The sequence below is a fragment of the Rhizobium sp. C4 genome (genome assembly GCF_021026315.1).
Taxonomy (GTDB): Bacteria; Pseudomonadota; Alphaproteobacteria; order Rhizobiales; family Rhizobiaceae; genus Ensifer_A.
The window spans coordinates 177,849-204,433 of record NZ_JAJNCX010000006.1; the positions used below are offsets into that span (position 1 = coordinate 177,849).

Consider the following 26,585-nt stretch of genomic DNA (forward strand, 5'->3'; position numbering starts at 1 on the left):
CAAGGCACATGGATTTCACCCACACGGAAGAACGCCAGCTCTTCAAGGACAGCGTCGCGCGCTTCATCGCCGACACCTACACGCTGGACGCCCGCAACAGGGCCGCCGAAACCGATCTCGGTTTCAGTGCGGAGAAATGGGCGCAATTCGCCGAACTCGGCGCCATCGGCGCGCTGTTTTCGGAAGAGGACGGCGGCTTCGGCGGTGCTCCGTTTGACGTCACGGTCCTCTTCGAGGAACTCGGCCGCGGCCTCGTCAATGAACCCTTCCTCGCCACCGCCATCCTCGGCGGCGGGCTGATTGCCGAGCTTGGCGCTGCCGAGCAGAAGGCCGTAATCGAAGAGGTCATCGCAGGCTCAAAGCAGCTCGCCTTTGCCCATGGCGAACCGAAAAGCCGCTACGATGCCAGCCATGTCGAAACGACGGCCAAGAAGTCCGGTGACGGCTATGTGCTTAACGGCGCCAAGGCCGTGGTGCTCAACGGCGGCGCGGCGGATCTGCTCGTCGTCTCGGCCCGCTCCTCCGGTGCCGCCTGGGATGAAGACGGCCTCTCGCTCTTCCTCGTCTCCGGCGATGCGCCGGGCGTGTCCCGCCTCTCCTATTCCTCCATCGACGGCCTCCACGCCGCCGAAATCCGGCTGGAGAACGTGACCGTCGGTGCGGATACGCTTCTGGGTGCGGAAGGCAAGGCGTGGACGGCGATCGAAAAGGTCATCGCACGCGCCAATCTGGCACTCGCCTCCGAAGCCATCGGCGCGATGGAAGTCGCCCGCGACATGACGATCGAATACTTGAAGACCCGCAAGCAGTTCGGCGTCGTCATCGGCAAGTTCCAGGCGCTGCAGCACCGCATGGCGACTGTGCTTCTCGAAATCGAGCAGGCCCGCTCCTCCGTCATCAACGCCGCCGGGCGCTTTGACGGGTCGCGTGTCGAACGCGAAATGGCCGTCTCCGCCGCCAAGACGCTCGCCGGCAAGATCGGCCGTCTGGTCGCCGAAGAAGCCATCCAGATGCATGGCGGCATCGCCATGACCTGGGAATACGCCGTCGGCCATTTCGCCAAGCGGCTGGTGATGATAGACCACATGTTCGGCGATGTGGATTACCACGTTGCGCGGTATGTGGCTCTGTCGAAGGAAGCAGCTTAAGTGCAGGCATTGGTGCTGGAAGAAAAGGGCCGGTTGAGCCTCAGGGACTATCCCGTGAGCCTCGAACTCGGCCCGTATGACGTCCGGATCGCGATCCACACGGTCGGTATCTGCGGCTCGGACGTGCATTACTACACCCATGGCAAGATCGGCCCCTTCGTGGTGAAGGAGCCGATGATCCTCGGCCACGAGGCGGCGGGCACGATTACGGCCGTCGGCGCGGAGGTCAGCCATCTGAAGGTCGGCGACCGCGTCTGCATGGAGCCGGGCATTCCGGACCTGAATTCCAAGGCCGTGCGGCTCGGCATGTACAATGTCGATCCCGCCGTCCGCTTCTGGGCAACGCCGCCGGTCAATGGCTGCCTGACGCCCGAAGTCGTCCACCCCGCCGCCTTCACCTTCAAGCTGCCGGACAATGTCAGCTTTGCCGAAGGCGCGATGGTCGAGCCGCTCGCCGTCGGCATTCAGGCCGCACTCAAGGCCGGCATCAAGCCGGGCGATACGGCGGTCGTGATGGGTGCAGGCCCGATCGGCATGATCACCGCCCTCTCCGCGCTCGCCGGCGGCTGCTCGCGCGTCATCGTCTCCGATGTCGCGCAGCCGAAGCTCGACATCATCGGCGCCTATCCGGGCGTTGAGACGGTCAATGTCCGCAACACGAAGCTCGTCGATTACGTGCGTGAAACCACCGAAGGCTGGGGCGCGGATATCGTCTTCGAAGCCTCCGGTGCTGCGCCTGCTGTCCTCGACGTGGCGAATGTCGTCGCCCCCGGTGGCACCTGTGTCATGGTCGGCATGCCGGTGGATCCGGTGCCGGTCGACATCGTCGGCCTGCAGGCCAAGGAAGCGACGCTGAAGACGATCTTCCGCTACGCCAATGTCTATGACCGCGCGATTGCGCTCATCGCGTCCGGCAAGATCGACCTCAAGCCGCTGATCACGGAGACCTTTGCGTTCGGGGATTCGGTCGCCGCGTTTGACCGCGCGGTGGAAGCGCGCCCGACGGATGTGAAGCTGCAGATTGTGTTGTGAAGTCGAGGGCCATCGCTGGGACAGGGCACGTTTGTCCGGTCGGCCCCGGACCTCTGCCCTCGCCCCACACTCCACCGTCATCCTCACCCCTGTGGCGAGGATCTACTGACGACAAAGCGGCTTCGGCGGTGCGGCAAGAATGCCAAGGTTGGCAAGGTCACGTTCACAGCCATTCACGTAGCGATCTTGGTGTGCGTAGCAGATCCTTGGGACAGGCCCAAGGATGACGCATGATAGGTGCGTGGCCCCTCTCTCCCCAGTAAGAGAGATGTCCGAAGGACAGATGAGGGGGCGGCCCGATAGGGCCGAAGAACCTAAGCCCCCAGCTTCACCTCAACACTCGCGCCCTTCTGCCGGTCCGACTCTTCCGCCGCATCAAGCAGAAACTGCAAAGCCGCACCCCGCGCGAAATCCGGGATCATCGGCCCCTTGCCCTGGATTGCCTCGATGAACACGCGATAGACATTCTTCACCGCCGGCGTTTCGATCTCGCGCCAGGTCTGCGTCGCCATGTCCTCGGCACCGAGGCAGGCGAGCAGCTTGCTCTCGTTCTGGATGAAGCGCACCTCCAGCCCGCCCAGATCGCCATAGATGGAGAGCTTCAGGTCGTTGTGGTGGCCGGAGGCGAAGCGCGTCGCGGTGACGGTGCCCATGGCGCCATTGGCCAACTCGACATGCGAAACGAAACTGTCGTTGACGTCGAGATCATATTCGCCGATCCGGTTACCTTCCGCCTTGTCGAATGTCTTGAGCCGCCCCGAGATCGAAACCGGGAAACTGCCGGCAATGAAGGTCGCGTAGTCGAGAATGTGAATGCCGACATCGCCGAGCACGCCCTTGGAGCCATGCTTGGAGGAAAGCCGCCAGAGCCATTGCGGCTCGGTGCGCCAGTCGCCCCAGGCCGCCTGCGTCAACCAGCTTTGCAGATACTGCGCCTCGAAATGCCGGACCGGGCCGATCATGCCCTTGGACACCATCTCGGCGGCGCGCTGGAGAGCGGCGCCGTTGCGGTAGGACAGGTTGACCATGTTGACGACGCCGGCGGCCTTGGCGGCATCCGCCATTTCGCGCGCCTTGGCATAGTCGGTCGAAAGCGGCTTTTCGCAGAGCACATGCTTGCCGGCGGCCAGCAGCGCCAGCGTCGTGGCATGATGCGCCGCATCCGGTGTTACATTGGCGGCCGCGTCGAATTTGCCCCAGGCGATTGCCTCGTCGAGCGTCGGGAAACGATGCTCGATCTGGTGCTTGTCGCAAAAGGCCGCGAGCTGCAGCGGCCGCGTGTCGACGCCGCCGACGATCTCCACGCCGTCAATCGCCTTGAAAGCCTCGACATGGTTGTTGGCCATGCCGCCGGTACCGAGAATGAGAAGTCTGATTGTCATGTCCGGCACTCCTTACCGCAGGCCCTGCTCGCCAGCCTGATGCAGCTTGGGGCCGCGCTCCTCGATCTTTTCCGGCGCCTTGTCGACCGGCACATTCGGCGCATCGGTCGGCTTGGCCACGCGCGCCAGCGGGTTGTAGGCCCACTTCACCGCGTTCTTGATCACGGTCTGGACATTGGCATCATGATAGGTCGGATAGGTTTCGTGACCCGGGCGGAAATAGAAGACATTGCCTGCGCCGCGCTTGTAGGTGAGGCCCGAACGGAACACCTCGCCGCCCTGGAACCAGCTGACGAACACCGTCTCCAGCGGCTCCGGCACGCCGAAGGGCTCGCCATACATTTCCTCGTTTTCGAGCTCGAAATGGTCCGGCAGGCCCGCCGTGATCGGATGGTTGCGCGACGTGACCCAAAGCCGCTCGCGCTCGCCGGCCTCGCGCCAGGTGAGATTGCAGGGCGCGCCCATCAGCCGCTTGAAGGGCTTGGAAAAATGCGCCGAATGCAGGAAGATCATGCCCATGCCCGACCAGACGGCCTCACAGACGCGTTCGACAATCGCGTCATCGACCTGGCCATGCGCTGCATGGCCCCACCAGACCAGAACGTCCGTCTCGGCCAGCCGCTCGGCCGTCATGCCATGCTCGGCATCCTGCAGCACGACCGACGAGGCCGAAATGCCTTCGTTCCTGTTGAGCGCCAAGGCGATGCAATTATGCATGCCATCCGGATAGATGCTGCGGACAGTCTCGTTCTTCTGCTCGTGGACGTTCTCGCCCCAGACGGTGACGCGGATGGTCATGATTTCCTCCCTGAATTGGTTGGCTGGACTGTGCCAAGAGAAACGGCGCGGCACAAGGAAAAACCCAAAGCGCTTTGGATTGTTTCACATCACAGCTCGTTTCAGGCGAAATTGTGAGATCGCGAATAAGAAATCAGCGCCGGCGTTCGGCTCGGATGAGGATCGCCCCGCCGACGAGCGACAGCGCCGCCATGGCAAACCAGGTGAGCGCATAGGAGAGATGCGAGTTGGGGAAGCGCACGATGGTGAGCCCACCGACCGGCAGCCCGCCGGGATTGGGTGTATCGTCGGCATCGATGAAGAAGGGCGCCACGCGGGAAAGCCCGGCTTTCTCACCCATGGCGATCACATCGCGCGAGTACCAGCGGCCATCGGCCGGATCGTTGGAGCGCAGGAACGTGCCGCCCGGTTCCGTGATCCGCATGAGGCCCGTCACCTGCACAGGACCGGTAAGATCAGCTTCCGGCCGGCTCGACGCATCCTTGCGGTCGGTCGGAACCCAGCCGCGATTGACGTAAAGGATCGCGCCGCTGTCGAGTTGGAGGGGCGTCAGCACCCAGAAACCCGGCCCGCGTTCGGTCGAGGCATAGACGAGTGCGCTCCGGTCGTTGAGGAAACGGCCAGAGGCGATCACATGCCGGTACTCGTCATTGGCCGCATTCACGGCCTTCCAGCCGCCTTCGTCGGGGACGGACACGGCCGGCGCATGCACGCGAGCATCGACGCGGGCGATGAGATCCAGCTTCCAGGAAAGCCGCTCGATCTGCCAGGCGCCTAGGCCAATGAAGGTCGCAAAGAAGAAGAGGGTGATAAGCCCGATGCCGACAAGGCGCGATTTGCGCGGGGCCTTCGGTGCATTGTCTTCGGAGTTGGGCATGTCGTTCATGAATTCGAACCTCCCCTCCCCGGTAAAATAGAGTAGGCGGCCCGCCGATCAAACGGGCCGCCCGGATTTTCTTCAGGGAAGCTGCTTTGCCGCTTCCGGCGTCATCTGCGTCGGCATCATGTAGGCGTTCAGGTTGTGCATAACCCAGAGCGAGCCCGACAGCGTGATCAGAACCAGCACGACCGTGAAGAGCAGCGCCATCATGTTCCAGCCGCCTTCGGACTTGGTGTCCATGTGAAGGAAGAAGATCATGTGGACGACGATCTGCACGAGGCCGAGGCCCATGATGAGGATCGCAGTCACCTGCTTGTCGGCAATGACATTGCCCATGACCAGCCAGAACGGAATGGCCGTGAGGATGACCGACAGCACGAAGCCGGTCATGTAGGAGCCGAACGTGCCATGGTTGGCATGGCTTCCGTGATGATCGTGGTCGTGATGACCGTGATCGCCGTGGGCGTTTGAATGTGCGTGAGACGCCATATCAGAGGACTCCCATGAGATAGACGAAGGAGAAGACGCCGATCCAGATGACGTCCAGGAAGTGCCAGAACATGCTGAGCGTCGTCATGCGGCGCTTGTTGGCCGCCGTGATGCCGAACTTGTTCATCTGCACCATGAGAACCGCCATCCAGACGAGACCGCAGGTGACGTGGATACCGTGCGTGCCGACCAGCGTGAAGAACGCCGACAGGAAGGCGCTGCGGCCCGGGCCTGCGCCCTCGCCGATCAGGTGATGGAACTCATAGAGTTCGATGCCGAGGAAGCAGGCACCGAAGAAGAAGGTGACCATCATCCAGCTGATCATCAGCCCCTTGTTGCCCTTTTCCATCTCCAGCATGGCAAAGCCATAGGTGATGGAGGAGAAGAGCAGCATGGCGGTGTTGATCGCCACGAGCTTCAGATCGAACAGTTCCTTGGCGTCCGGACCACCCGCGAAGGAGTGGCCGAGCACGGCATAGGTGGCAAACAGGATCGCGAAGATGAGGCAGTCGCTCATCAGGTAGATCCAGAAGCCGATCATCGTGCTCTGCTCGGGATGGTGCTCTTCCCTCATGTAGAAGGTGAGCCCTTCGGCCGGCTGCGCGTTATGCGTGGTGTTGGCGCTCATCGGTTCACTCCGCGGGCAGCATTTGTGTACGGCGGGCTTCCACAGCGTTGACCTCTTCGGCCGGGATGTAGAAGTCGCGGTTGTAGTTGAAGGTGTGGACAATGGTCACTGCCACGATCGCGACGAAGGACGCGATGGCCAGCCACCAGATGTGCCAGACCATGGCGAAGCCGAAGACGACGCTCAAGCCCCCGATGATCGCACCCGTGCCGGTGTTCTTCGGCATGTGGATCGGGATGAAGCCCGACAGCGGACGCTTGTAGCCGTTCTGCTTCATGAACCACCACTGGTCGACCTCATGCACGACCGGCGTGAAGGCGAAGTTGTAGGCAGGCGGCGGCGAAGACGTCGACCATTCCAGCGTACGGCCGTTCCACGGATCGCCGGTTTCGTCGCGCAGTTCGTCGCGCTTCCAGATGGAATAGGCGATCTGGATGATGAACGAACCGATGCCGAGGAGGATCAGGAAGGCGCCGAAGGCGGCAATCACGAACCAGATCTGCAGCGACGGATCTTCAAACTGGCTCATGCGGCGCGTCACGCCCATCAGGCCGAGTACGTAGAGCGGCATGAAGGCGAAGTAGAAGCCGATGAACCAGAACCAGAAGGACATCTTGCCCCAGAAGGCATTGAGCCTGAAGCCGAAGGCCTTCGGGAACCAGAAGTTGATGCCGGCGAAGACGCCGAACACGACGCCGCCGATGATCACGTTATGGAAGTGCGCGATCAGGAACAGCGAGTTGTGCAGCACGAAGTCTGCCGGCGGAACGGCGAGAAGAACGCCGGTCATGCCGCCGATGACGAAGGTGACCATGAAGCCGATCGTCCACAGCATCGGGACTTCGTACTTGATGCGGCCGTGATACATCGTGAACAGCCAGTTGAACATCTTCGCGCCCGTCGGGATCGAGATGATCATCGTGGTGATGCCGAAGAAGGAGTTCACGCTCGCGCCCGAACCCATCGTGAAGAAGTGGTGCAGCCACACGATGTAGGACAGGATGGTGATGACGACGGTCGCATAGACCATCGAGGTGTAGCCGAAAAGGCGCTTGGCCGAGAAGGTCGAGACGACTTCCGAGAAGATGCCGAAGACCGGCAGGACCAGGATGTAAACTTCCGGGTGGCCCCAGATCCAGATCAGGTTCACGTAGAGCATGGCGCTGCCGCCATCCGTGTTCGTGAAGAAATGCGTGCCGACGTAACGGTCAAGCGTCAGCAGTGCGAGCACGGCGGTCAGAACCGGGAAGGCAGCGACGATGAGGACGTTGGTGCAGAAGGCGGTCCAGGTGAAGACGGGCATCTTCATCATCGACATGCCGGGTGCGCGCATCTTGAGGATCGTCGCGATCAGGTTGACCCCTGACAGCAATGTCCCGATACCCGCGATCTGCAGACCCCAGATGTAATAGTCCACCCCGACGTCAGGACTGTAGGTGATGTCCGACAGCGGCGGATAGGCCAGCCAGCCCGTCTTGGCGAACTCGCCGACGAAGAGCGAGATCATCACGATGATGCCGCCGGCAACCGTCATCCAGAAGGAGAAGTTGTTGAGGAACGGGAAGGACACGTCGCGTGCGCCGATCTGCAGCGGCACGACGAAGTTCATCAGACCCGTGACGAACGGCATCGCCACGAAGAAGATCATGATCACGCCATGCGCCGTGAAGATCTGGTCGTAGTGATGCGGAGGGAAATATCCCTCATGCCCGTTGAAGGCGATCGCCTGCTGGAAGCGCATCATGAGCGCGTCGGCAAAGCCGCGCAGCAGCATGATGATGGCGAAGACGATATACATGATACCGATCTTCTTGTGGTCGATCGAGGTGAACCATTCCGTCCAGAGATAACCCCAGAGACGGAAATAGGTCAGCGCCCCAAGCACGGCGAGCCCGCCGATGGCAACCCCGATAAAGGTCGCGACCAGGATGGGCTCATGATAGGGAATGGCTTCGAGAGTGAGCTTCCCGAACAGCAATGATGTCGAATCCGCAGTCATCGGATTACCTCAACTTTGTTCTTGCTAAATGAAACGGTGTTCCACCGGCCGCCGACAGCGCAGATGCGCAAGGTGAAAGCGGCCGGGATCATATCGGATGGATACGGCTCAGGTGGCCGGGCGGATGGCCTTTTCTTCGCGAGCAGCCGTGGTCGGTTCCGGAATGCGGCAGATCAGGCCCTTGTCCATGGCCATCATCTCGCTCATGCACATCTTGCCGGGCTCGACGCACATGTCGACGATCGCGCTGTAGAGCGAGGAGTCGGTGGTGGCGTAATGGCGAACCGGTTCCTTGATGCTCGGCTTTTCAAGCTGCATGTAGGTCGGCTTGTCGAGCGCGGTGCCGCTGGCCTTGACGTCGGCAACCCACTTGTCGAAGCCCGCCTGGTCGAGACCATGGAACTTGAAGCGCATGTGGGAGAAGCCGGCGCCCGAATAGTTGGCCGAGAAGCCTTCATATTCGCCCGGCTTGTTGATGACGGCGTGAAGCTTCGTCTCCATGCCGGCCATGGCGTAGATCTGGCCGGCGAGAGCCGGGATGTAGAAGGAGTTCATCACCGAAGCGGAGGTGATCTTGAAGCGGATCGGCGTATCGATCGGCGCCGCCAGCTCGTTGACCGAGGCAATGCCGAGTTCGGGATAGATGAACAGCCACTTCCAGTCGAGCGCGACCACTTCGACCGTCATCGGCTTGTGATCGGCGGAAAGCGGCTGGCCTTCCGAGATGCGATCCAGCGGGCGGTAGGGGTCGAGCGTGTGTGTGCTGATCCAGGTAATCGCACCCAGCGCAATGATGATGGCGAGCGGTGCCGACCATATAACCACCTCGAGACGGGTTGAATGATGCCATTCGGGATCATATTTGGCCGTCTTGTTGGACTGGCGATAGCGCCAGGCGAAGAGCAGGGTCAGGAAGATGACCGGCACGACGATCAGGAGCATGAGAATGGTCGAGATCACGATCAGGTCGCGCTGCTGTGCCGCAATATCGCCCGAAGGCGACATGACTACCATATTGCAGGAAGCAAGAGGCAAGACGAGTGCCGCAATGAGCCCCGCCCTTGATAACATCTTTGATTCAGGTCGCATTTTCCGATTCCAGCTTCATCCTCTCCCTCCCAAAACGGGCAGGTAAATGATCTGGATCAATAAGGCCATAGGCCGAGTTGCCGCAGCGCAAGAAAAATTGTGGCAGATTTAGGCCTTGTGCGTTCGCGAAGACTTTAAAATATTGAATTGTATATACTATTACGATTTGTGTTGCGATTGCTCATGAGGCCATTTGACGCAGCAATTTTGCAGGCGCATAGTGCTGTTCGAGGCGCTGCTTCAGGAGTCGAACCGGTTTGGGAGAATCTGGTTTGAACAAAATGCCTGGAGCCGCGTTTTCTGCAGGAGGAGCAGCCCATGAGTTCATACAGTGCATCAGCAGACCAGCCCCGTTCGCTCTCGCCGACATCGGCATCCATCGAGCGTGACGCACGGCGCATCAATGCCGAAACGACGACCGATCCGGGCAATATCGCGCTCGGCGTCATTATCGGACGTTCATCGGAATTCTTCGACTTCTTTGTATACGGGATCGCTTCGGTCCTCGTTTTCCCGCAATTCTTCTTTCCCTTCACCGACCGCCTGACAGGCACCCTCCTGTCGTTTGCGGTCTTCTCGCTCGCCTTCATCGCCCGCCCCGTCGGCACCGTGGTGTTCACCGCGCTTGACCGCGCCTACGGTCGCGGCACGAAGCTGATCATCGCCCTTCTCATCCTCGGCGGCTCGACCGCCTCCATGGCCTTCCTGCCGGGATACAAGGATGTCGGCAATCTTTCGATCGCGCTGCTGATCATCTTCCGTCTTGGCCAGGGCTTCGCGCTCGGCGGCACCTGGGACGGTCTCGCCTCGCTTCTGGCGCTCAATGCCCCGCAGAACCGCCGCGGCTGGTACGCGATGATGCCGCAGCTCGGCGCGCCGATCGGCTTCATCTTCGCGGCAGGCCTCTTCGCCTATTTCCACGCGTCGCTCAATCAGGCCGACTTCCTGGAATGGGGCTGGCGCTTCCCGTTCTTCGTGGCCTTCGCCATCAACGTGGTCGCCCTCTTCGCTCGCCTTCGCCTTGTCGCGTCGAGTGAATTCGGCGCCCTGCTCGACCGCGCCGAACTTGCCCCGGTCCGCACCACCGATCTGGTCAAGAACCACGGCATCGACCTGCTGATCGGCACGTTCACGCCGCTCGCCAGCTTCGCCATGTTCCACCTCGTCACCATCTTCTCGCTGAGCTGGGTGACACTGACGACTGACCACGACATCGCCGGCTTCCTGCTGGTCGAACTGGTCGGCGCCCTCGTCGGCACCGGCACGATCGTTCTCTCGGGCGTGATCGCCGACCGGATCGGCCGTCGCGGCCTCCTCTCGGTCGCAGCCGTGCTGATCGCCGTGTTCAGCATCATCGCCCCGGTCCTGCTCTCCTATGGTTCGCGCGGTCTCGATGCCTTCGTGATCATCGGTTTCGCGCTGCTCGGCCTGTCCTTTGGTCAGGCTGCGGGTGCGGTCGCCTCGCGCTTCGGCAAGGTCTACCGCTACTCCGGTTCGGCGCTGGCGTCGAACATGGCATGGCTGATCGGCGCCGGCTTCGCGCCGCTCGTGGCGCTGGGCCTCGCCACCTCGTTCGGTGTCGCCTATGTCGGCATGTACCTGCTGTCGGGCGCGGTCTGTACGCTGGGCGCCATCGCCTTCAGCCGCAAGCTGGAAACGATGGACGACTGATCGGGCTCCAGAGCCTCGAATATGGGAACGGCGCCTTCGGGCGCCGTTTCGCGTTTCAGGAGACTTCGAACTTGGCCGCAAGCGATGCGGAAAGCTGCGCCGCGAACCGCGCCGCCGCCACCGGCAGCGTTCGCCCCTTCAGCTGCCCCATATAGAGCACGCCCGCCGGGACATCGCGCCGGTCGAGCGGTCGCGACACAAGTTCGCCCGTGCTCGTCTGCTGCGAGAGGCCGATGGGGATCTGGAAGGAGAGGATGTTTTCCGCCACCGCATGGTTGCGCAGGAACTCGAAACTGTCCGACTCGACCACCGGCTCCACCCGCGCCGAGGCCGTCAGCATCGCCATGTCGATGAGATGCCGCACGCCATAGGGTGCAGTCGGCAGCGCCAGCGGATAGGAAAGACAGTCGCTCAGCCGAAGCACGTCCTTGGCCGCCAGCGGGTGGCCGTTCCCCATCACGGCATGAACCGGCTGGAACACGCGCATCAGCGTCATGAAGTCGGCAAGCCGCACCGGCTCGAACACGATCGCGATATCGGCCGTGTGATCGACCAGCGCCCGCTCCGCCGCCTCGCGGTCCCGCACATGCACGCCGAAGGTCACGTTCGGGTGCTCCTTGCGGTAGAGCGAAATCTCCATCGGCAGGAAATAGGGCAGGAGCGCCTGGCTGCAGGCGATCGACACATGACCGCGCCGCACGCCTGAAAGATCGGCGATCTGCGAGCGCACCCGCTCCATGTCAGACATCTGGTTGCGGATATGATGGATCAGAAGCTCGCCGGCGCTCGACAGCCGCACCCCATGTGGCAGGCGCTCGAAGATCGGCACGCCGAGTTCGTCTTCAATCGCCAGAATGCGCCGGTTCAGCGCCGTCGAGGTAATCGCCAGGCTCTCCGCCGCGCCGCGGATGGAGCCGGCTTTCACCACGGCATCGATATAGCGAAATGTCGTCAGGTGCCGCATCGTCGTCTTCTGCTGCTGCTGCAATTTTTGCAGCAGCCTGGCCAAAACATAGCACAAGACATTTGCACTGCCATCCGAATAACGTGTCCCTGCAATTCAGCGCGACGGTCCTCATCAAGGCACAGAGCGCGCAAAGCGACACGAATTTTCAAATTTTCAAACCACACCGGGGAGCATCGCAATGACGAATAACTGGACACCGAACCGCCGTCAGTTTCTGAAGAATTCGGCCGGCATCGCCGGTCTGGCCGCCGCCTCCAGCATCCTGCCGGGCGGCGTCGCGCGTGCCGCCGGCCTCACTGTCGGCTTCATCTATGTGGGCCCGAAGGACGACTACGGCTACAACCAGTCGCATGCCGAGGGCGCCGCCGCGATCAAGAAGATCCCGGGCGTCAAGGTCGTCGAGGAAGAACGCGTTCCCGAGACCGTCGATGTCCAGAAGACGATGGAATCTATGATCAATTTCGATGGCGCGACGTTGCTCTTCCCGACCTCCTTCGGCTATTTCGACCCCCATATCCTGGCCCTCGCACCGAAGTACAAGGACGTCCGCTTCGAGCATTGCGGCGGCCTCTGGACCGAGAAGAACCCGAAGAATGTCGGCTCCTATTTCGGCTATATCGGCATGGGCCAGTATCTGAACGGGATTGCCGCCGGCCACGCCACCAAGTCGAAGAAGATCGGCTTCGTCGCCGCCAAGCCGATCCCGCAGGTCCTGCTCAACATCAACTCCTTCCTGCTCGGCGCCCGCTCGGTTGACCCGACGATCACCTGCCAGGTCATCTTCACCGGCGAATGGTCGCTGGCCGTCAAGGAAGCCGAAGCCACCAATGCGCTGGCCGACCAGGGCGTCGATGTCATCACCTGCCATGTCGACGGTCCGAAGGTCGTCATGGAAACCGGCGCGGGACGCGGCATGTATCTCTGCGGCTACCACGCCAACCAGTCGAAGCTCGCACCCGAAAAATACCTGACCGGCGCCGAATGGAACTGGGGCAAGGTCTATTCCGACATGGTCAACGCCACGCTCAAGGGCGAAAAGATCCCGAACTTCGTCCGCGGCGGCCTGTCGGAAGGCTTCATCAAGATGAGCCCGCTCGGCCCCGCCGTCAGCGAAGCGGCCCGCAAGCAGTTCGAGAGCACCCAGGCCACCATCCTCAAGGGCGGCTTCTCCGTCATCAAGGGACCGCTCAAGGACAACAAGGGCAATGTCGTCGCCAAGGATGGCGAGGCCTTTGCGGAGACCGACGTCAAGCTCGAGAGCATGAACTATCTCGTCGAAGGCGTTGTTGGCTCGACGTCGTAAAGGGCCTCTCCCCATGAGCCCCTGCGCCTGCGGCACCCCCTCTGGCCTGCCGGCCATCTCCCCCGCATGGGGGGAGATTGATCCGTGGCACCGACATTGCCCTCCATTTTCGCGTCTCAGACGAGGTCAGTTATGGAAGCGAGCGGTTGCGCCTTGCCAATCTCCCCCCATGCGGGGGAGATGCCTGGCAAGGCAGAGGGGGGGGTGCCGCGAACGCTGTCATGAAGGGCGAATCTGAAAGAGCGCGACACGCACTAAAGAACTGATCATTCCGCCACGCGCCTTGCGGCGCGCGGCACCATCCAACCCCGCAGGGAACCAAACGCCATGACCACGGAAGCAGGACTTGCCAGCCCCGCGACAGGGGCGATCAAGGCCGAAACGGCCGAAATGCTCGGCCGCAGGCTGGATGCGATCTTTCTGCCGCTCGCCGCCCTGCTGGTCGGCATGCTGATCTTCTCGATCTTCCTTCTCTTCCTCGGCAAGTCGCCGATCGAATTCTTCCAGATTGTCTACAAGGCCGGTTTCGGCACCAGCTTCTCCTGGACGAACACGCTCGCCCGCGCGGCTCCCCTCCTTCTCGCAGCGCTTTGCGTGGCGCTTCCCGCCCGCCTCGGCCTCGTCATCATCGGCGGTGAAGGCGCGATCGTGCTTGGCGGCGTCGCGGCGGGCGCGGTTGCCATGCTCGCCCCCGGCCTGCCCGGCCCCATCGGCATTGTCGGGATGGCGCTCGCCGCCGCAATCGTCGGCGGCGCTTGGATCGGCGGCATCGGGGCGCTACGCCACTATCGCGGCGTCAACGAGACCATCTCTTCCCTCCTCATGGCCTATATCGCCATCGCACTCATGAACCATCTTGTGGAAGGTCCGCTCCGCGATCCCGCCAGCCTCAACAAGCCCTCCACTTCGCCGCTGCCCGACGCCTGGCGCATCGGCGAAATCCCGGGCGTCGGCGTCCATTGGGGCTTGGCCATCGGCATCATTGGCTGCATCGTCTGCTGGCTGCTGATCGAGCGTACCACCTGGGGCTTTGCTGCCCGCATTGTCGGCGGCAATGTGAAAGCCGCGCAAATTCAAGGCCTTCCGGCCGGTCTGCTGATGATCGGCTTTACAGCATTGGGCGGCGCTTTCGCAGGCCTTGCCGGCATGTTCGAGGTCGCCGCCGTCCATGGCTCGGCCAACGCGTCGCTCGCCGCCGGCTATGGCTATACCGGCATCCTCATCGCCTTCCTCGCCCGGCATAACGGTCTGGCGATCATCCCCGCAGCCATCGTCTTTGCCGGCTTCGAGGCGTCCAGCGGCCTCATCCAGCGCCGGCTCGACCTGCCGGACGCCACCATTCTGGTGCTCGAAGGCATCGTCTTCATCACCATCCTTCTGTCGGATGCGCTGCAGGACAAGATCAGCATCGTCAAGCTCATGAAGGGAGACCGCACATGACCACCGATATCGGCCTCTGGGGCGTGCCGCTTGCCATTCTCGGCGGAGCGATCCGCGTCTCCACCCCCTTCATCTTCGTCTCGATCGGCGAGGCGCTGACGGAACGCTCCGGCCGCGTCAATCTGGGGCTGGAAGGCACGCTCGTCTTCGGCGCCATGAGCGGCTACGCGGTCGCCTATCACAGCAATTCCGCCTGGGTCGGCCTGCTCGCCGCCGCCTTTTTCGGCCTCATCTTCGGCCTCGTTCACGGCTATATCTGCAAGCTGCCCAAGGTCAACGACATCGCCATCGGCATCGCCCTGATGATTTTCGGCTCCGGCCTCGCCTTCTTCTTCGGCAAGCCCTACATCCAGCCGGTCGCCCCGCATCTGCCGGCCATCTCGCTCGGCTGGTGGTCGGATGTGCCGCAGGTGCAGGCGGCACTGCGCGTCAACGTCCTCTTCATCGCCGGCATTGCCCTTGCCCTTGCCGCCTCCTGGATGCTGAGGAACACGAAAGTCGGCCTCACCATCCGCGTCGCCGGCGACAGCGCCGACGCCGCCCGCGCCCTCGGCATCGATGTCAACCGCGTCCGCCTCTGGTCCACCGCCGCCGGCGGGGCGCTCGCCGGCATCGGCGGGGCCTATCTCTCGCTCTATTATCCAGGCAGCTGGAACGAAGGCATTTCGTCGGGCCAGGGCCTGATGGCCGTCGCTCTCGTCATCTTCGCCCGCTGGAGCCCGATCAATTGCGCCTATGCCTCGCTTCTCTTTGGCGGTGCGGGCGCGCTGGGTCCAGCCCTCCAATCGGTCGGCGTCACGCAGGGTTACTATCTCTTCTACGCCGCGCCTTACGTGCTGACGCTCGGCCTTCTCATTGCCACCAGTTCGACCACGAGGGCCATGACCTCCGCCCCCGGCGAACTCAGCATCACCAAATAACGACTGGAGACCGCAACGATGACCACCGTCAAGGCAGCCCCCTATCTCTGGCCCTATAACGGCGACCTGCGCCCCGAAAACACCGCGCTGATCATCATCGACATGCAGACCGATTTCTGTGGGCCGGGCGGCTATGTCGACAAGATGGGCTATGACCTCTCGCTGACCCGCGCACCGATCGAGCCAATCAAAAAGGTGCTCACCGCCATGCGCGAAAAGGGCTACCACATCATCCATACCCGCGAAGGCCACCGCCCGGACCTCTCCGACCTGCCGCCCAACAAACGCTGGCGCTCGCAGCAGATCGGCGCCGGCATCGGCGATCTCGGCCCCTGCGGACGCATTCTCGTGCGCGGCGAGCCCGGCTGGGACATTATCGACGAGCTTTATCCGATTACCGGCGAAATCATCATCGACAAGCCCGGCAAGGGCTCCTTCTGCGCCACCGATCTCGAACTGATCCTGCGCACCAAGGGCATCGAGAACATCATTCTCACCGGCATCACCACCGATGTCTGCGTCTCGACCACGATGCGCGAGGCCAACGATCGCGGCTTCGAATGCCTGATCCTCGAAGACTGCTGCGGCGCGACCGATCCCGGCAACCATGCCGCCGCGATCAAGATGGTCAAGATGCAGGGCGGCGTCTTCGGCTCCGTCTCCGACAGCGAGAAACTGGTGAGTGCCCTGCCATGAACCACGTCCTCGAAAAGACCCCCCACCCGCCGGCACGCGCCCTTTCGCTGGAAACGCTCGGCATGACCATGCGCTTCGGCAATTTCACGGCGCTCCGCGATGTCTCGATCAAGGTGCCCGCCGGCTCCTTTCATGTCCTGCTCGGCGAAAACGGCGCCGGCAAATCAACGCTCGTCAAATGCATCATGGGCTTCTACCAGCCGACCGCTGGCCAGTTGACGGTCGATGGCCGCGAGGTCGAGGTCGCCCATCCCCGCGCCGCCCACGATCTTGGACTGGGCATGGTCTACCAGCATTTCACGCTCGTTCCTTCGCTCACCGCCGCCGAAAATCTGGTGATCAGCCGCGCCGACGTGCCGGCGAAAATCAACTGGGCAAGAGAGCGCGAGGCGCTGTCCGCCTTCATGGCGAACATGCCCTTCCAGGTGCCGCTCGATGTCCCGGTCGGACGGCTGGCCGCCGGCGAGAAGCAGAAGCTCGAACTGCTGAAGCAGCTCTACCTCGGCCGCAAGTTCCTCATCCTCGACGAGCCGACCTCGGTTCTCACCCCCTCGGAGGCGGATGAACTGCTCGGCATGGTGCGCGGGCTGACCACCGCCGGCGACCTCACCTGCCTGATGATCAGCCACAAGTTCCGCGAAGTCACCGCCTTTGCCGACGAGGTCTCGGTTCTCAGGCGCGGTGAATATGCCGGCGGCGGCAAGGTTTCCGATCTTTCGACCGCCGACATGGCCGCCATGATGATCGGCGAAAAGGAACTCGTCCGCTCCGCCCGGCGCGTCGAAACCTCCGGCAATGTCGTCCTCGAGATGAAGGGCGCCAAGGCCCCGGACCGCTCCGGTTTCAAGACGATCGAGATCGGCGATCTCAAGGTCAAGGCCGGCGAGATTGTCGGCATCGCCGGCATTTCCGGCAATGGCCAGATGGAACTCATGCAGATGCTGGCCGGCCAGCGGCCCCTTGATGCAGGCGAAATGCGCGTGAAGGATACGCCCTATACGGCAACGCGCAGCGAGGCGCAGAAGTTCAATGTCCGCTACCTGCCGGAAGAGCCGCTGAAGAATGCCTGTGCCCCGAAAATGACGGTGGCCGAAAACATCTTCTTCCGCGACTTCGATGCAAAGAGCGGCAAGCGCCAGTTCTGGCTCGACGGCCGCCGCATGATGGCGGAGGCCGCCCGTCTTGTCGGCGAATACAAGGTCAAGACGGCGTCGCTTGCCTCGCCCATCGCCTCGCTTTCCGGCGGCAATGTGCAACGCGCCGTGCTTGCCCGCGAATTGACCGGCGAGGTCGATCTGCTTGTCATCGCCAATCCCTGCTTCGGCCTCGACTTCTCGGCCGTTGCCGAAATCCGCGCCCGCATCATGGCCGCCCGCAATTCGGGAACCGCCGTGCTGCTGATCAGCGAAGACCTCGACGAGATCCTTGAGCTGTCAGACCGAATCCTGGTCATGTCGGAGGGGCAGATCGCCTTTGAAACCCCGGCCGCGACGGCCGAAATCGGCGAGATCGGCAAATACATGGCAGGACATCACTGATGGCGACGATCAAGGCACGACCCTTCGACTTCAACCTCGACCCGAAGACAGTGGCGCTGATCGTCATCGACATGCAGCGCGATTTCGTCGAGCCCGGCGGCTTTGGCGAAACGCTCGGCAATGACGTGACCCGTCTTCAGGCCATCATCCCGGCGACCGCCGCCCTCATCGCCGGTTTCCGCAAGGCCGGCCTCACCGTGGTCCATACCCGCGAATGCCATCGGCCCGACCTTGCCGATTGCCCGCCCGCCAAGAAGGATCGCGGCAATCCGAAGCTCCGGATCGGCGATCCGGGACCGATGGGCCGCATCCTGATCTCGGGCGAGCCCGGCGCCGATATCGTGCCGGAACTCTATCCCGTTGAAGGCGAAATCGTCATCGACAAGCCTGGCAAGGGTGCCTTCTACGCCACCCCGCTCGGCGAGATGCTGAAGGAACGCGGCATCACCCAGCTCGTCTTTGCCGGCGTGACGACGGAGGTCTGCGTGCAGACCACGATGCGCGAGGCGAACGACCGTGGCTATGAATGCCTGCTCGCCGAGGATGCGACCGAAAGCTATTTCCCCGAATTCAAGAAGGCCGCCATCGACATGATGACCGCGCAGGGCGCGATCGTCGGCTGGACGGCCCCCGTTTCAAGCATAGTGGAGGCCCTGACATGACAACTGCGATCAACATGCCGGAATTCCTGCAGGGCGGCTGGCGCGACTGCGAATTCGAACATTTCCGCGACGGCGTGGAAATCTGCCGGCTGGTGCGCGGCGAACCGGAACTGGCGCTGCTGCGCTACCAGCCCGGCGCCGAAGTGCCGCCGCATCTGCATGAGGGCCTGGAAACGATCATCGTGCTCGAAGGCTCGCAGAGCGACGAAAACGGGCTCTACGGCACCGGCTCGCTGGTGACAAACCCGGAAGGAACCGTCCACTCGGTGCAGTCGCAGGAAGGCTGCGTGGTCCTGATCCAGTGGACCAAGCCCGTGAAGATCCTTGAGTGAAGAGAGAATGCCCGTGAATATCGAACACCTGCCCTTCACCCTGTCATCCCTGCGCGCCGCCTACGCGGCGGGCCTGAAGCCCGAGGCCGTCGTCGCCGAAGTCTATCGACGCCTCCGGCTCGCCGACGATCCCGGCATCTTCATTCACCTGCCCGCCGAGGCGGAGACGATCAAGGCCGCCGCCGCACTCGGGGCCTATGATCCGGCCAAGCCGCTCTGGGGCATTCCCTTTGCCGTCAAGGACAATATCGACGTTGCCGGCATGCCGACGACCTGCGCTTGCCCCGACTTCGCTTATGGTGCGGAGGTCGACGCATTCGTTGTCGCGCAGCTGAAAGCAGCCGGCGCCATCGTCATCGGCAAGACCAATCTCGACCAGTTCGCCACCGGCCTTGTCGGCGTGCGGACCCCCTACCCGGCCCCGAAGAACTCACTTGATCCGGAAATCGTTCCCGGCGGATCGAGCGGCGGTTCCGGGGTCGTGGTAGCGCGTGGGATCGTCACCTTTTCGCTCGGCACCGATACGGCCGGCTCCGGCCGCGTGCCGGCCGCGCTCAACAATATTGTCGGGCTGAAACCCTCGCTCGGCAGCCTGTCCGCCAGCGGCATGGTGCCCGCCTGCCGCACGCTGGATACGATCTCGGTCTTCGCGCTCACCGTCGACGACGCCTTCGCGGCCTACGCAGCAGCCAGCGGCTATGATGCGGCGGACGCCTATTCGAAACGCTTTGCGCCAATGAAGCTCGCACCGCCTACCAAGGCTCTCAAGATCGGCGTGCCGGACGAAAAGACCCGCATCTTCTTTGGCGACGACGCACAGGCGGCCTCCTTTGCCGCTGCCTGCGACGCGCTGAAGACGCTCGGCCATGAGATCATCGAACTGGATTTCACGCCGCTCTATCAGGTCGCCGCCATGCTCTACGAGGGCGCATGGGTGGCCGAACGCTATGCAGCGACGGAAAGCATCATGAGGGAGCGGCCGGAAATCATGCATCCGGTCACCCGGCAGATCATCAGCGGCGCGGAAAAGCTCTCCGCCGCCGACGCCTTCAAGGGCATCTACCGTCTGGCGGACCTCAAGCGGAAGGCAGAGCCGATGCTTGAGGCGGTGGACTGCCTTTGCGTGCCGACGATCCCCTGCTTCTTCACGGTCAAGGATCTCGAAGCAGACCCCATCGGCCCCAATTCGAAATTCGGCACCTACACGAATTTCGTCAACCTGCTCGACATGGCCGGCATTGCCGTGCCCGTGGCAACCCGCAGCGACGGCCGCCCCGGCAGTGTCACGCTTCTGGGCGCAAGCGGTTCCGATGGCGCTCTCGCCGGCATTGCCCGCACGCTGCACGACGGCGCCGGCGTCAGGCTCGGCGCGACCGGCTGGCCGCTTGTCGCGCAAAGCCAGGGCATTCCGGGCCTTGCCGCCGGCGAGATGGCCGTCGCGCTCGTCGGCGCACACATGACCGGCCTGCCGCTCAACCACGAGATTGCCGGGCGCGGCGGACGCTTCCTGTTTTCCGGCCGCACCGCACCGCAATACCGTCTCTACGCGCTGTCCGGCGGCTCGCCGAAGCGCCCGGGCCTGGTTCGCGCGGACGACGGCGCCTCGATTGCGCTGGAAGTCTGGGCGATCCCGCTTTCCCGCTTCGGCGAGTTCATGGATGGCATCCCCTCGCCGCTCGGTATCGGCACGATCCGGCTGGAAGGTGGCGCGACCGTCAAGGGCTTCCTCTGCGAGAGCGCAGGTACTGCCGGCGCCGAGGATATCAGCCATCTCGGCGGCTGGCGCGCCTATCTCGGGCGGGGTTGAACACCAGCCGTAAAAAGACCCGGCGATGCAGGGACGCAAGGCCGGGCCAGATTGTGACTGGAGATGCGTATGCGGGACGTCGTCCGGAAAGGCCGGGCGACGTCTTGGTGTCAGGCGCCCTTCTTGCGAATGCGCGTGTAAACGATATTGCGGTTCTCGCCGTAGAAGACCTCGACATCGACCTGGTTGCGATCGACGGCGGCGTTGACGATCTGCCACATGTCGACATCGGCGCGCAGGATCAGCGGCCAGTCCATGAAGGTTTCCATGTAACCGTCGGTGCGGATCTCGTTGCTGTAATTGGCAAAGAGATAGGCGCCGCCGGGCTTCAGCATCTCCACCAGCCGCTGCGTCAGGCGAACGGCCACGGCATAGGGCAGGTAATCGTAGAGGCCCGAGGCATAGACGAGATCGAAGGTTCCGAGATCATAGGTGCGGCGCATCAGCCCGCTGACATTGCCGACCATCGGAACAATCGCAGTGTCCCTGTTGGCGGCCGCGACCACCTCGACGCTATCGGCGTCCTGATCGAGCGCGACCCAGCGCCCCAGCTTGCCGTCCCGGAACGCTTCCGAGAGTTCGGATTCGCGCAGATATCCGCAGGCGACGGCCAGAACCTCGACGTGCTCGGCCTTTTCCGCCGCAGCATCGACCTCCCGCGCCAGGATTTCCCGTCTCTCGCGGGCCGCAACCGAAGTGCTTGCCTGAACCGTATAGTCGAAGATTTCCATGCCGAGACCGGAGGCCGATGCGATCGCATCATTGGCCGCCGGATGCTGGTAGATGATGTCCAGAAGTCCCGCATCGCCGGAATAGCCGCGCGGCTTCCTGAATGACCAGCTTGTGAAGGGATCCTGCTGGAGATACTGGGAAACGGGATGGGCCTGGGCCAGGGGGATCAGCTGCTTCCAGACACCGTCACCGGAAGTGACCCGCAGGTCGTGGAGATCGGCGGCAAGTCGTGCCACAGTCTCGCTCGTGTTGTCGTGTCGTTCGAAACGTTGCCGTGCCAGTTCGAGAACCAGCGCCAGCTGACCCCTCTTTTCACGCAACTTGACTTCATCAACAACCTGAGAAGCGCCCCTGCCGAACTTGGCAACCAGCGCAGGCGTGATCATGCTCTCTTCATCGATATGCGACTTCGTCGACTGCATATACGCAACTCCTCAATCGACCGCTCTGACATTCACGAGACAAAGCCTAGCGCAAATTTTAAAATGCGAAAGTTTTTAATTAAATTTTGGTTAATTTGCGTTTTTCCCGTTAGGGCGATTGCAACCGTTTGCAAGAAACGATCTGGTTTCGTTTACCCGGGATTAGCAGAAATGGCAGTAAAAGGGACGCAGACTGGTAGAATTCATCCTGCTTGATGCAAGAGATGCGACATTTCTACCTATAGGGGAAATGGTGACGATGGAGCTGACTGACGAAGTCGCGCGGCGTGCGATTGCTGCCTTGCACCGGCCATGGTGGAAGCCAGCCGATCCCTTCCTGCTGACCATGCTTCTGGAAAGAAACGCAGCGCAGAACATCCGCCTCGTCCGTTTCGGCATTGTCGCGGCCGCCTTTGTCAACAGCCTGTTCTGCTTTCTCGACTACCTGCTCCTGCCGGATGTGGCCAGCACGCTCATCATGGTCCGCATCGGCGTCGGCCTGTTCTTCGTGGCGACCGTGGAACTCGTTGCGAGAACATCGCGCTCGCTGAGCCTCATCCACGTGTCGGCGGCAACAGGCATCATTGTTGCAGCCGTTGGCTGGCTCATCCCCGCACTACAGTCGAGCCAGCAGGTTACACTTTCGCAATTCATGGTATTCGGAACAATTTTTGTTCTCGGCGCCAACCTGTTCTTCAATTTCCGCTTCTGGCTTTCGGCCCTTTCCTCCGTCACGGTCACGATAGCTTTTGTCTATGGACTGCTATTCTCGCTTGATATCAACGAGACGGCACGCGGGGTCCTGTCGCTTTATTTCGTTTCCGTTCTGGCCCTGTCGCTCTACTTTTCATGGCAGCTCAGCCTTGAGCGCTACAATTCCTTCCTGCACTCGCTGCAGGCGCAGATTCAGGAAAAGGTCGCTATCGAGAAAGGCCAGCAGCTCGAAAAGATCGCCGAGACCGATCCGCTCACGGGCCTTCGCAACCGCCGCGCCATCAGCCAGGACTTCCTCAACCTGACGCGCAACGGGCTTGCCGAAAACGAACAGATCGGCCTGATCCTCATCGACGTCGACTATTTCAAGCGCTTCAACGACAGCCTCGGCCACCACGCCGGCGATGAATGCCTGATCGCCCTCGCCCGCCTGTTCTCGCAAAAGGCGGAAGAACTGGGCGCCGTTGCCGGCCGGCATGGCGGCGAAGAGTTCGTCATCCTGACCAAGGTCAACACACAGGAGCGCCTGCGCGAACTGGCGGACGTGTTCTGCAAGAGCGTCGAGGCGCTGGCCATCCCTCACCCCGACCGCGGCGACGACAGACATATCGTCACGATCAGTGCCGGCGCGGCGATGACCCGCAACGATGGCAGCATGGAACTCACCGTGCTGCTGCAGCAGGCCGACCGCGCGCTCTACTCCTCGAAATTCTCCGGCCGCGCGACGTTCACGATCTACGATCCGACCGAGGCCTCGCGTGACGCCTCGGGCGAAAACCTCGCGGAACTTCTCAAGCACGCCATCGCACGCGGCCTCGTCTCCGTGGTCTACCAGCCGTTCATCGACGCCCGGACAAGCCGGGTGATCGGCTATGAAACGCTGATGCGTATGCGCGATTTCGATGGCAGCTTGATCAGCCCGGCAGTCTTCATTCCCGTTGCCGAGCAGACCGGGGCCATCCACCAGCTAGGACGCTGGGCGATCGAACAGGCCTGCCGCGACATCGCCAATCACGGCATGAGCGACGTCGTGTCGGTCAACGTCTCGGCCATGCAGCTCAAGACACCCGGCTTCCCGCTGCAGGTCACCGAGCTCATTTGCCAGTTCGGCATTTCACCGAAGAAGCTCGCGCTGGAAGTGACCGAAGGCATCGACATCGCGCTGGAAACCCAGGCGCAGAAGAATATCGAACAGCTTCGCGCCTTCGGCGTCCAGGTCTGGCTCGACGACTTCGGCACCGGCTTCGCCGGTCTTGCCTGGCTGCGCCGCTTCGATTTCGACGTGGTCAAGATCGACAGGGCCTTCCTGCACGACTGCGAGTCGACGCGCGGCTCCTGCATGCTCCAGGACATCGTCCGCCTGCTTCGCAATCGCGGCGTCCACGTTCTGGTGGAAGGCGTCGAAACCAAGCAGCAGGTGGAACTGCTGAAGCGTCTCGGCGTCAACACGATGCAGGGCTACTATCTCGGCCGGCCGGCACCGCTGGAAGCGATTCTCGTGCACCGTGCGGCCAGTCAGCGCGCCTGAACGAGTTCACCGTGGAGCCCGACCGCCCTTGTCGCGCCGGCAACGCTCCGAGCAGTAGCGGACCTCGTCCCAGTCGCGCGCCCACTTCCGCCGCCACGCAAATGGCCGCCCGCAGCAGGCACAGACCTTCTGCGGCAGTTCACCCTTCTTCATGCGCTTCACTTGCTTCATGCAAGGGAGAATACGCTCGCCGCCTCCGCCCGGATCGGTCGGCAAAATCCACCGCGACCCTTTCTGCGTAGGCGGGAGGGACGAGAGGAGAAGCGCCGATGTATCTGGATACGAACGGACATGGCCCGGGTGGACAACCCGAAAGGGAGAGACGCCAAAGGCCTGAACTCTCCCTCAACGAGCAGAAGGTGCTCTTCTGGATCGCAGGACTGAACATCGTCCTGCTTCTCGTCGCGCCGATCGGCGGCGCGACGCTATTCGATGTCGTGACAGCGTGGTTCCGGTAGGAACGTCGCCCTGATTACTCCGAAACGAACCGGTTGGCCGCCGAGACGATCGCCTCGAGCGACGAGGTCACGATATTCGTGTTGATGCCGGCGCCATAGAGCTTCTTGCCCTTGGCGGAGACTTCCACATAGGAGATGGCCGAGGCGTTCGAGCCATGCTGGAGCGAATGCTCCGAATAGTCGTTCACCGTCATCTCGAAGCCGAGATAGGTCGACAGCGCATTGACGAAGCCGTCGATCGGGCCGGTGCCCCTGCCCTCGATCCGCTTCTTCTCGCCATTGTCGGTGATTTCAGCGGCCACGATGCGCAGGCCCGGATGGGCCGGATCGACATAGGAATGGTGATCGACGAATTTCAGCCTTGCGCCGGGCTGCGTCACATAGCGCTCGATGAAGCGTTCGTAGATGCGCTTCGGCTGTACTTCCACGCCCTCTTCGTCGGTGATGCGCTGGATCTCGTCGCGGTACTCGACCTGCAGGTTGCGCGGCAGGTTGATGCCGTAATCTTCCTGCATGATATAGGCGATGCCGCCCTTGCCCGACTGCGAGTTGATGCGAATGATCGCCTCGTAGGAACGGCCGACGTCCTGCGGATCGATCGGCAGGTAAGGAACTTCCCAGAGCGGCTTGTTGGCAACCTTGATCGCCTTCATGCCCTTGTTGATCGCATCCTGATGCGAGCCGGAGAAGGCCGTGTAGACCAGTTCGCCGACATAGGGATGACGTTCCGGGATCTTCAGCTCGTTGGAATATTCGTAAACGGCCTTGATCCGCTCGATATCCGAGCAATCGAGCTTCGGATCGACGCCTTGCGTGAACATGTTGAGCGCCAGCGTCACGATATCGACATTGCCCGTGCGCTCGCCATTGCCGAACAGCGTGCCTTCGACACGGTCGGCACCGGCCATCAGGCCCATTTCGGTGGCGGCGATACCCGTGCCACGGTCGTTATGCGGATGCAGCGAGATGATGACATTGCCGCGATCGTGAATGTTGCGGCACATCCACTCGATCTGGTCGGCATAGATGTTCGGCGTCGCCATTTCGACGGTGGCCGGCAGGTTGAGGATCAGCTTGTTGTCCGGCGTCGGCTGCATGACTTCGATGACGGCATTGGAGATTTCCAGAGCCACGTCGAGTTCCGTGCCGGTGAAGCTTTCCGGCGAATATTCGAAGCGGAAGCCGCCGCCGGCCTTTTCGGCCATGTCGCGGATCATCTTGGCCGCATCGACGGCAATCTGCTTGACGCCCTGCACATCCTTGCCAAACACCACGCGGCGCTGCAGCTCGGAGGTCGAATTGTAGAAATGCACGATCGGCTTGGTGGCGCCCTGCAGCGCCTCGAAGGTGCGCGTGATCAGCTCAGGCCGGCACTGGACCAGAACCTGCAAGGACACATCTTCCGGCACGCCGCCCTCTTCCACGCACCAGCGGGCGAAGTCGAAATCGGTCTGCGAGGCGGAGGGGAAACCGATCTCGATTTCCTTGAAGCCCATGTCGAGCAACAGCTGGAACATCCGCGCCTTGCGATCATGGCCCATCGGGTTGATGAGCGCCTGATTGCCGTCGCGCAAGTCGACAGAGCACCAGATCGGCGGCGTCACGATGGTCTTGGACGGCCAAGTGCGGTCGGGCAGGCTGATCTGCGGATAGGGCTGATACTTCACGGCCGCGTTGGGCATGCCGTCCTGGGGATGGTAGGTCTGCTTGATCATCGCTTCTTCTCGAAACTTCCAGTCGCGATCGCTCTTAGCGCACAGATGCGCATTTGGCGATACACGAATGCGGGCGAAACGGCCCGAAATTCAGTTCATGGGGTGATTGCGAAGAAGCACTTTGAGAGCCCGAGGCGGTTTACCGGCCGCCGGGCGCTTCTTCAGAGGACCCGGCAACCGCGCGTAAGGCCGAGAAGAAGAAGCGATTTGACGGCAGCCGAACGGCTCCGCATGG

General features: G+C 62.3%; 24 protein-coding genes. 13 read left to right on the forward strand and 11 right to left on the reverse strand.

The window, feature by feature from the left end:
- Positions 1-8 precede the first annotated feature (8 nt).
- Both LQK84_RS12855 and LQK84_RS12860 read left to right on the forward strand, forming a co-directional pair.
- Entirely contained in the window at positions 9-1,148 is a 1,140-nt protein-coding gene (locus LQK84_RS12855; RefSeq protein ID WP_230829127.1) for an acyl-CoA dehydrogenase family protein, read from the forward strand.
- Positions 1,149-2,180: an NAD(P)-dependent alcohol dehydrogenase gene (locus LQK84_RS12860; protein WP_230829128.1), complete on the forward strand. Its 1,032-nt coding sequence runs from the start codon at positions 1,149-1,151 to the stop codon at positions 2,178-2,180.
- A 314-nt stretch (positions 2,181-2,494) separates the two neighbouring features.
- On the opposite strand, the gene LQK84_RS12865 is transcribed toward LQK84_RS12860, so the two are convergent.
- The 7 genes from LQK84_RS12865 to cyoA form a co-directional block, all read right to left on the reverse strand.
- Entirely contained in the window at positions 2,495-3,556 is a 1,062-nt protein-coding gene (locus LQK84_RS12865; RefSeq protein ID WP_230829234.1) for a Gfo/Idh/MocA family protein, read from the reverse strand.
- Positions 3,557-3,574: 18 nt separating this feature from the next.
- Entirely contained in the window at positions 3,575-4,360 is a 786-nt protein-coding gene (locus LQK84_RS12870) for a ThuA domain-containing protein (protein WP_230829129.1), read from the reverse strand.
- Positions 4,361-4,493: 133 nt separating this feature from the next.
- Positions 4,494-5,237, reverse strand: a complete 744-nt coding sequence (locus LQK84_RS12875) for an SURF1 family protein (protein WP_442966959.1) — start codon at positions 5,235-5,237, stop codon at positions 4,494-4,496.
- Positions 5,238-5,318: 81 nt separating this feature from the next.
- Positions 5,319-5,729, reverse strand: coding sequence for a cytochrome o ubiquinol oxidase subunit IV (gene cyoD / locus LQK84_RS12880; RefSeq protein ID WP_230829131.1), 411 nt, complete (start codon positions 5,727-5,729; stop codon positions 5,319-5,321).
- A gap of 1 nt (position 5,730) precedes the next feature.
- Positions 5,731-6,357, reverse strand: a complete 627-nt coding sequence (gene cyoC, locus LQK84_RS12885; protein ID WP_230829132.1) for a cytochrome o ubiquinol oxidase subunit III — start codon at positions 6,355-6,357, stop codon at positions 5,731-5,733.
- Positions 6,358-6,361: 4 nt separating this feature from the next.
- Entirely contained in the window at positions 6,362-8,356 is a 1,995-nt protein-coding gene (gene cyoB / locus LQK84_RS12890; protein ID WP_230829133.1) for a cytochrome o ubiquinol oxidase subunit I, read from the reverse strand.
- A 108-nt stretch (positions 8,357-8,464) separates the two neighbouring features.
- Positions 8,465-9,427: a ubiquinol oxidase subunit II gene (cyoA, locus tag LQK84_RS12895; protein WP_230829235.1), complete on the reverse strand. Its 963-nt coding sequence runs from the start codon at positions 9,425-9,427 to the stop codon at positions 8,465-8,467.
- 336 nt (positions 9,428-9,763) lie between these two features.
- On the opposite strand from cyoA, the gene LQK84_RS12900 reads away from it, so the two are divergent.
- Positions 9,764-11,116, forward strand: a complete 1,353-nt coding sequence (locus tag LQK84_RS12900) for an MFS transporter (protein ID WP_230829134.1) — start codon at positions 9,764-9,766, stop codon at positions 11,114-11,116.
- A 55-nt stretch (positions 11,117-11,171) separates the two neighbouring features.
- Here LQK84_RS12900 and LQK84_RS12905 read toward each other — a convergent pair whose 3' ends face one another.
- Positions 11,172-12,080, reverse strand: a complete 909-nt coding sequence (locus tag LQK84_RS12905; RefSeq protein WP_230829135.1) for a LysR family transcriptional regulator — start codon at positions 12,078-12,080, stop codon at positions 11,172-11,174.
- 181 nt (positions 12,081-12,261) lie between these two features.
- Here LQK84_RS12905 and LQK84_RS12910 point away from each other — a divergent pair, with 181 nt between their 5' ends.
- From LQK84_RS12910 to atzF, 8 genes are all read left to right on the forward strand, one after another.
- The gene (locus tag LQK84_RS12910) at positions 12,262-13,386 is read left to right on the forward strand and encodes a BMP family ABC transporter substrate-binding protein (protein ID WP_230829136.1); all 1,125 of its coding nucleotides are present in this window, start codon (positions 12,262-12,264) and stop codon (positions 13,384-13,386) included.
- A gap of 327 nt (positions 13,387-13,713) precedes the next feature.
- Entirely contained in the window at positions 13,714-14,826 is a 1,113-nt protein-coding gene (locus LQK84_RS12915) for an ABC transporter permease (RefSeq protein ID WP_230829137.1), read from the forward strand.
- Complete coding sequence (locus LQK84_RS12920; protein ID WP_230829138.1) at positions 14,823-15,746, forward strand: ABC transporter permease; 924 nt, start codon at positions 14,823-14,825, stop codon at positions 15,744-15,746. The genes LQK84_RS12915 and LQK84_RS12920 overlap by 4 nt, the downstream gene beginning before the upstream one ends.
- Before the next feature lie 18 nt (positions 15,747-15,764).
- Positions 15,765-16,442, forward strand: coding sequence for a biuret amidohydrolase (gene biuH, locus LQK84_RS12925; protein WP_230829139.1), 678 nt, complete (start codon positions 15,765-15,767; stop codon positions 16,440-16,442).
- Positions 16,439-17,980 carry an ABC transporter ATP-binding protein gene (locus LQK84_RS12930; RefSeq protein WP_230829140.1) on the forward strand — a complete coding sequence of 514 codons (1,542 nt, stop codon included), beginning with the start codon at positions 16,439-16,441 and terminating at the stop codon, positions 17,978-17,980. The genes biuH and LQK84_RS12930 overlap by 4 nt, the downstream gene beginning before the upstream one ends.
- Positions 17,980-18,642 carry a cysteine hydrolase family protein gene (locus tag LQK84_RS12935; protein ID WP_230829141.1) on the forward strand — a complete coding sequence of 221 codons (663 nt, stop codon included), beginning with the start codon at positions 17,980-17,982 and terminating at the stop codon, positions 18,640-18,642. Before LQK84_RS12930 ends, LQK84_RS12935 begins: the two co-directional genes overlap by 1 nt.
- A complete protein-coding gene (locus tag LQK84_RS12940; RefSeq protein ID WP_230829142.1) occupies positions 18,639-18,974 on the forward strand; it encodes a cupin domain-containing protein in 336 nt (111 codons plus the stop codon). The genes LQK84_RS12935 and LQK84_RS12940 overlap by 4 nt, the downstream gene beginning before the upstream one ends.
- Before the next feature lie 13 nt (positions 18,975-18,987).
- Positions 18,988-20,781 (forward strand): allophanate hydrolase, encoded by a 1,794-nt coding sequence (gene atzF, locus LQK84_RS12945; RefSeq protein ID WP_442966955.1) that lies wholly within the window; start codon positions 18,988-18,990, stop codon positions 20,779-20,781.
- 110 nt (positions 20,782-20,891) lie between these two features.
- Here the strand turns inward: atzF and LQK84_RS12950 are convergent, their stop codons facing one another.
- Positions 20,892-21,935 (reverse strand): class I SAM-dependent methyltransferase, encoded by a 1,044-nt coding sequence (locus LQK84_RS12950; protein ID WP_230829144.1) that lies wholly within the window; start codon positions 21,933-21,935, stop codon positions 20,892-20,894.
- A 259-nt stretch (positions 21,936-22,194) separates the two neighbouring features.
- Between LQK84_RS12950 and LQK84_RS12955 the strand changes: the two genes are divergently transcribed.
- Positions 22,195-24,177 (forward strand): putative bifunctional diguanylate cyclase/phosphodiesterase, encoded by a 1,983-nt coding sequence (locus LQK84_RS12955; RefSeq protein ID WP_230829145.1) that lies wholly within the window; start codon positions 22,195-22,197, stop codon positions 24,175-24,177.
- Between the two features lie 6 nt (positions 24,178-24,183).
- Here LQK84_RS12955 and LQK84_RS12960 read toward each other — a convergent pair whose 3' ends face one another.
- Positions 24,184-24,348 (reverse strand): DUF2256 domain-containing protein, encoded by a 165-nt coding sequence (locus tag LQK84_RS12960; protein WP_230829146.1) that lies wholly within the window; start codon positions 24,346-24,348, stop codon positions 24,184-24,186.
- Between the two features lie 98 nt (positions 24,349-24,446).
- Here LQK84_RS12960 and LQK84_RS12965 point away from each other — a divergent pair, with 98 nt between their 5' ends.
- Positions 24,447-24,635, forward strand: a complete 189-nt coding sequence (locus LQK84_RS12965; protein ID WP_230829147.1) for a hypothetical protein — start codon at positions 24,447-24,449, stop codon at positions 24,633-24,635.
- 14 nt (positions 24,636-24,649) lie between these two features.
- Here LQK84_RS12965 and leuA read toward each other — a convergent pair whose 3' ends face one another.
- Positions 24,650-26,350 (reverse strand): 2-isopropylmalate synthase, encoded by a 1,701-nt coding sequence (leuA, locus tag LQK84_RS12970; protein WP_230829148.1) that lies wholly within the window; start codon positions 26,348-26,350, stop codon positions 24,650-24,652.
- Positions 26,351-26,585: the final 235 nt, after the last annotated feature.

What these genes read in the sequence shown, in the direction of transcription:
- LQK84_RS12855 (WP_230829127.1), top strand. Translation starts at nt 9, where the DNA reads ATGGATTTCACCCACACGGAAGAACGCCAGCTCTTCAAGGACAGCGTC.
- LQK84_RS12870 (WP_230829129.1), bottom strand. Translation starts at nt 4,360, where the DNA reads ATGACCATCCGCGTCACCGTCTGGGGCGAGAACGTCCACGAGCAGAAG.
- LQK84_RS12875 (WP_442966959.1), bottom strand. Translation starts at nt 5,237, where the DNA reads ATGCCCAACTCCGAAGACAATGCACCGAAGGCCCCGCGCAAATCGCGC.
- cyoD (WP_230829131.1), bottom strand. Translation starts at nt 5,729, where the DNA reads ATGGCGTCTCACGCACATTCAAACGCCCACGGCGATCACGGTCATCAC.
- cyoC (WP_230829132.1), bottom strand. Translation starts at nt 6,357, where the DNA reads ATGAGCGCCAACACCACGCATAACGCGCAGCCGGCCGAAGGGCTCACC.
- cyoB (WP_230829133.1), bottom strand. Translation starts at nt 8,356, where the DNA reads ATGACTGCGGATTCGACATCATTGCTGTTCGGGAAGCTCACTCTCGAA.
- cyoA (WP_230829235.1), bottom strand. Translation starts at nt 9,427, where the DNA reads ATGTTATCAAGGGCGGGGCTCATTGCGGCACTCGTCTTGCCTCTTGCT.
- LQK84_RS12900 (WP_230829134.1), top strand. Translation starts at nt 9,764, where the DNA reads ATGAGTTCATACAGTGCATCAGCAGACCAGCCCCGTTCGCTCTCGCCG.
- LQK84_RS12905 (WP_230829135.1), bottom strand. Translation starts at nt 12,080, where the DNA reads ATGCGGCACCTGACGACATTTCGCTATATCGATGCCGTGGTGAAAGCC.
- LQK84_RS12910 (WP_230829136.1), top strand. Translation starts at nt 12,262, where the DNA reads ATGACGAATAACTGGACACCGAACCGCCGTCAGTTTCTGAAGAATTCG.
- LQK84_RS12915 (WP_230829137.1), top strand. Translation starts at nt 13,714, where the DNA reads ATGACCACGGAAGCAGGACTTGCCAGCCCCGCGACAGGGGCGATCAAG.
- LQK84_RS12920 (WP_230829138.1), top strand. Translation starts at nt 14,823, where the DNA reads ATGACCACCGATATCGGCCTCTGGGGCGTGCCGCTTGCCATTCTCGGC.
- biuH (WP_230829139.1), top strand. Translation starts at nt 15,765, where the DNA reads ATGACCACCGTCAAGGCAGCCCCCTATCTCTGGCCCTATAACGGCGAC.
- LQK84_RS12930 (WP_230829140.1), top strand. Translation starts at nt 16,439, where the DNA reads ATGAACCACGTCCTCGAAAAGACCCCCCACCCGCCGGCACGCGCCCTT.
- LQK84_RS12935 (WP_230829141.1), top strand. Translation starts at nt 17,980, where the DNA reads ATGGCGACGATCAAGGCACGACCCTTCGACTTCAACCTCGACCCGAAG.
- LQK84_RS12940 (WP_230829142.1), top strand. Translation starts at nt 18,639, where the DNA reads ATGACAACTGCGATCAACATGCCGGAATTCCTGCAGGGCGGCTGGCGC.
- LQK84_RS12950 (WP_230829144.1), bottom strand. Translation starts at nt 21,935, where the DNA reads ATGCAGTCGACGAAGTCGCATATCGATGAAGAGAGCATGATCACGCCT.
- LQK84_RS12955 (WP_230829145.1), top strand. Translation starts at nt 22,195, where the DNA reads ATGGAGCTGACTGACGAAGTCGCGCGGCGTGCGATTGCTGCCTTGCAC.
- LQK84_RS12960 (WP_230829146.1), bottom strand. Translation starts at nt 24,348, where the DNA reads ATGAAGCAAGTGAAGCGCATGAAGAAGGGTGAACTGCCGCAGAAGGTC.
- LQK84_RS12965 (WP_230829147.1), top strand. Translation starts at nt 24,447, where the DNA reads ATGTATCTGGATACGAACGGACATGGCCCGGGTGGACAACCCGAAAGG.
- leuA (WP_230829148.1), bottom strand. Translation starts at nt 26,350, where the DNA reads ATGATCAAGCAGACCTACCATCCCCAGGACGGCATGCCCAACGCGGCC.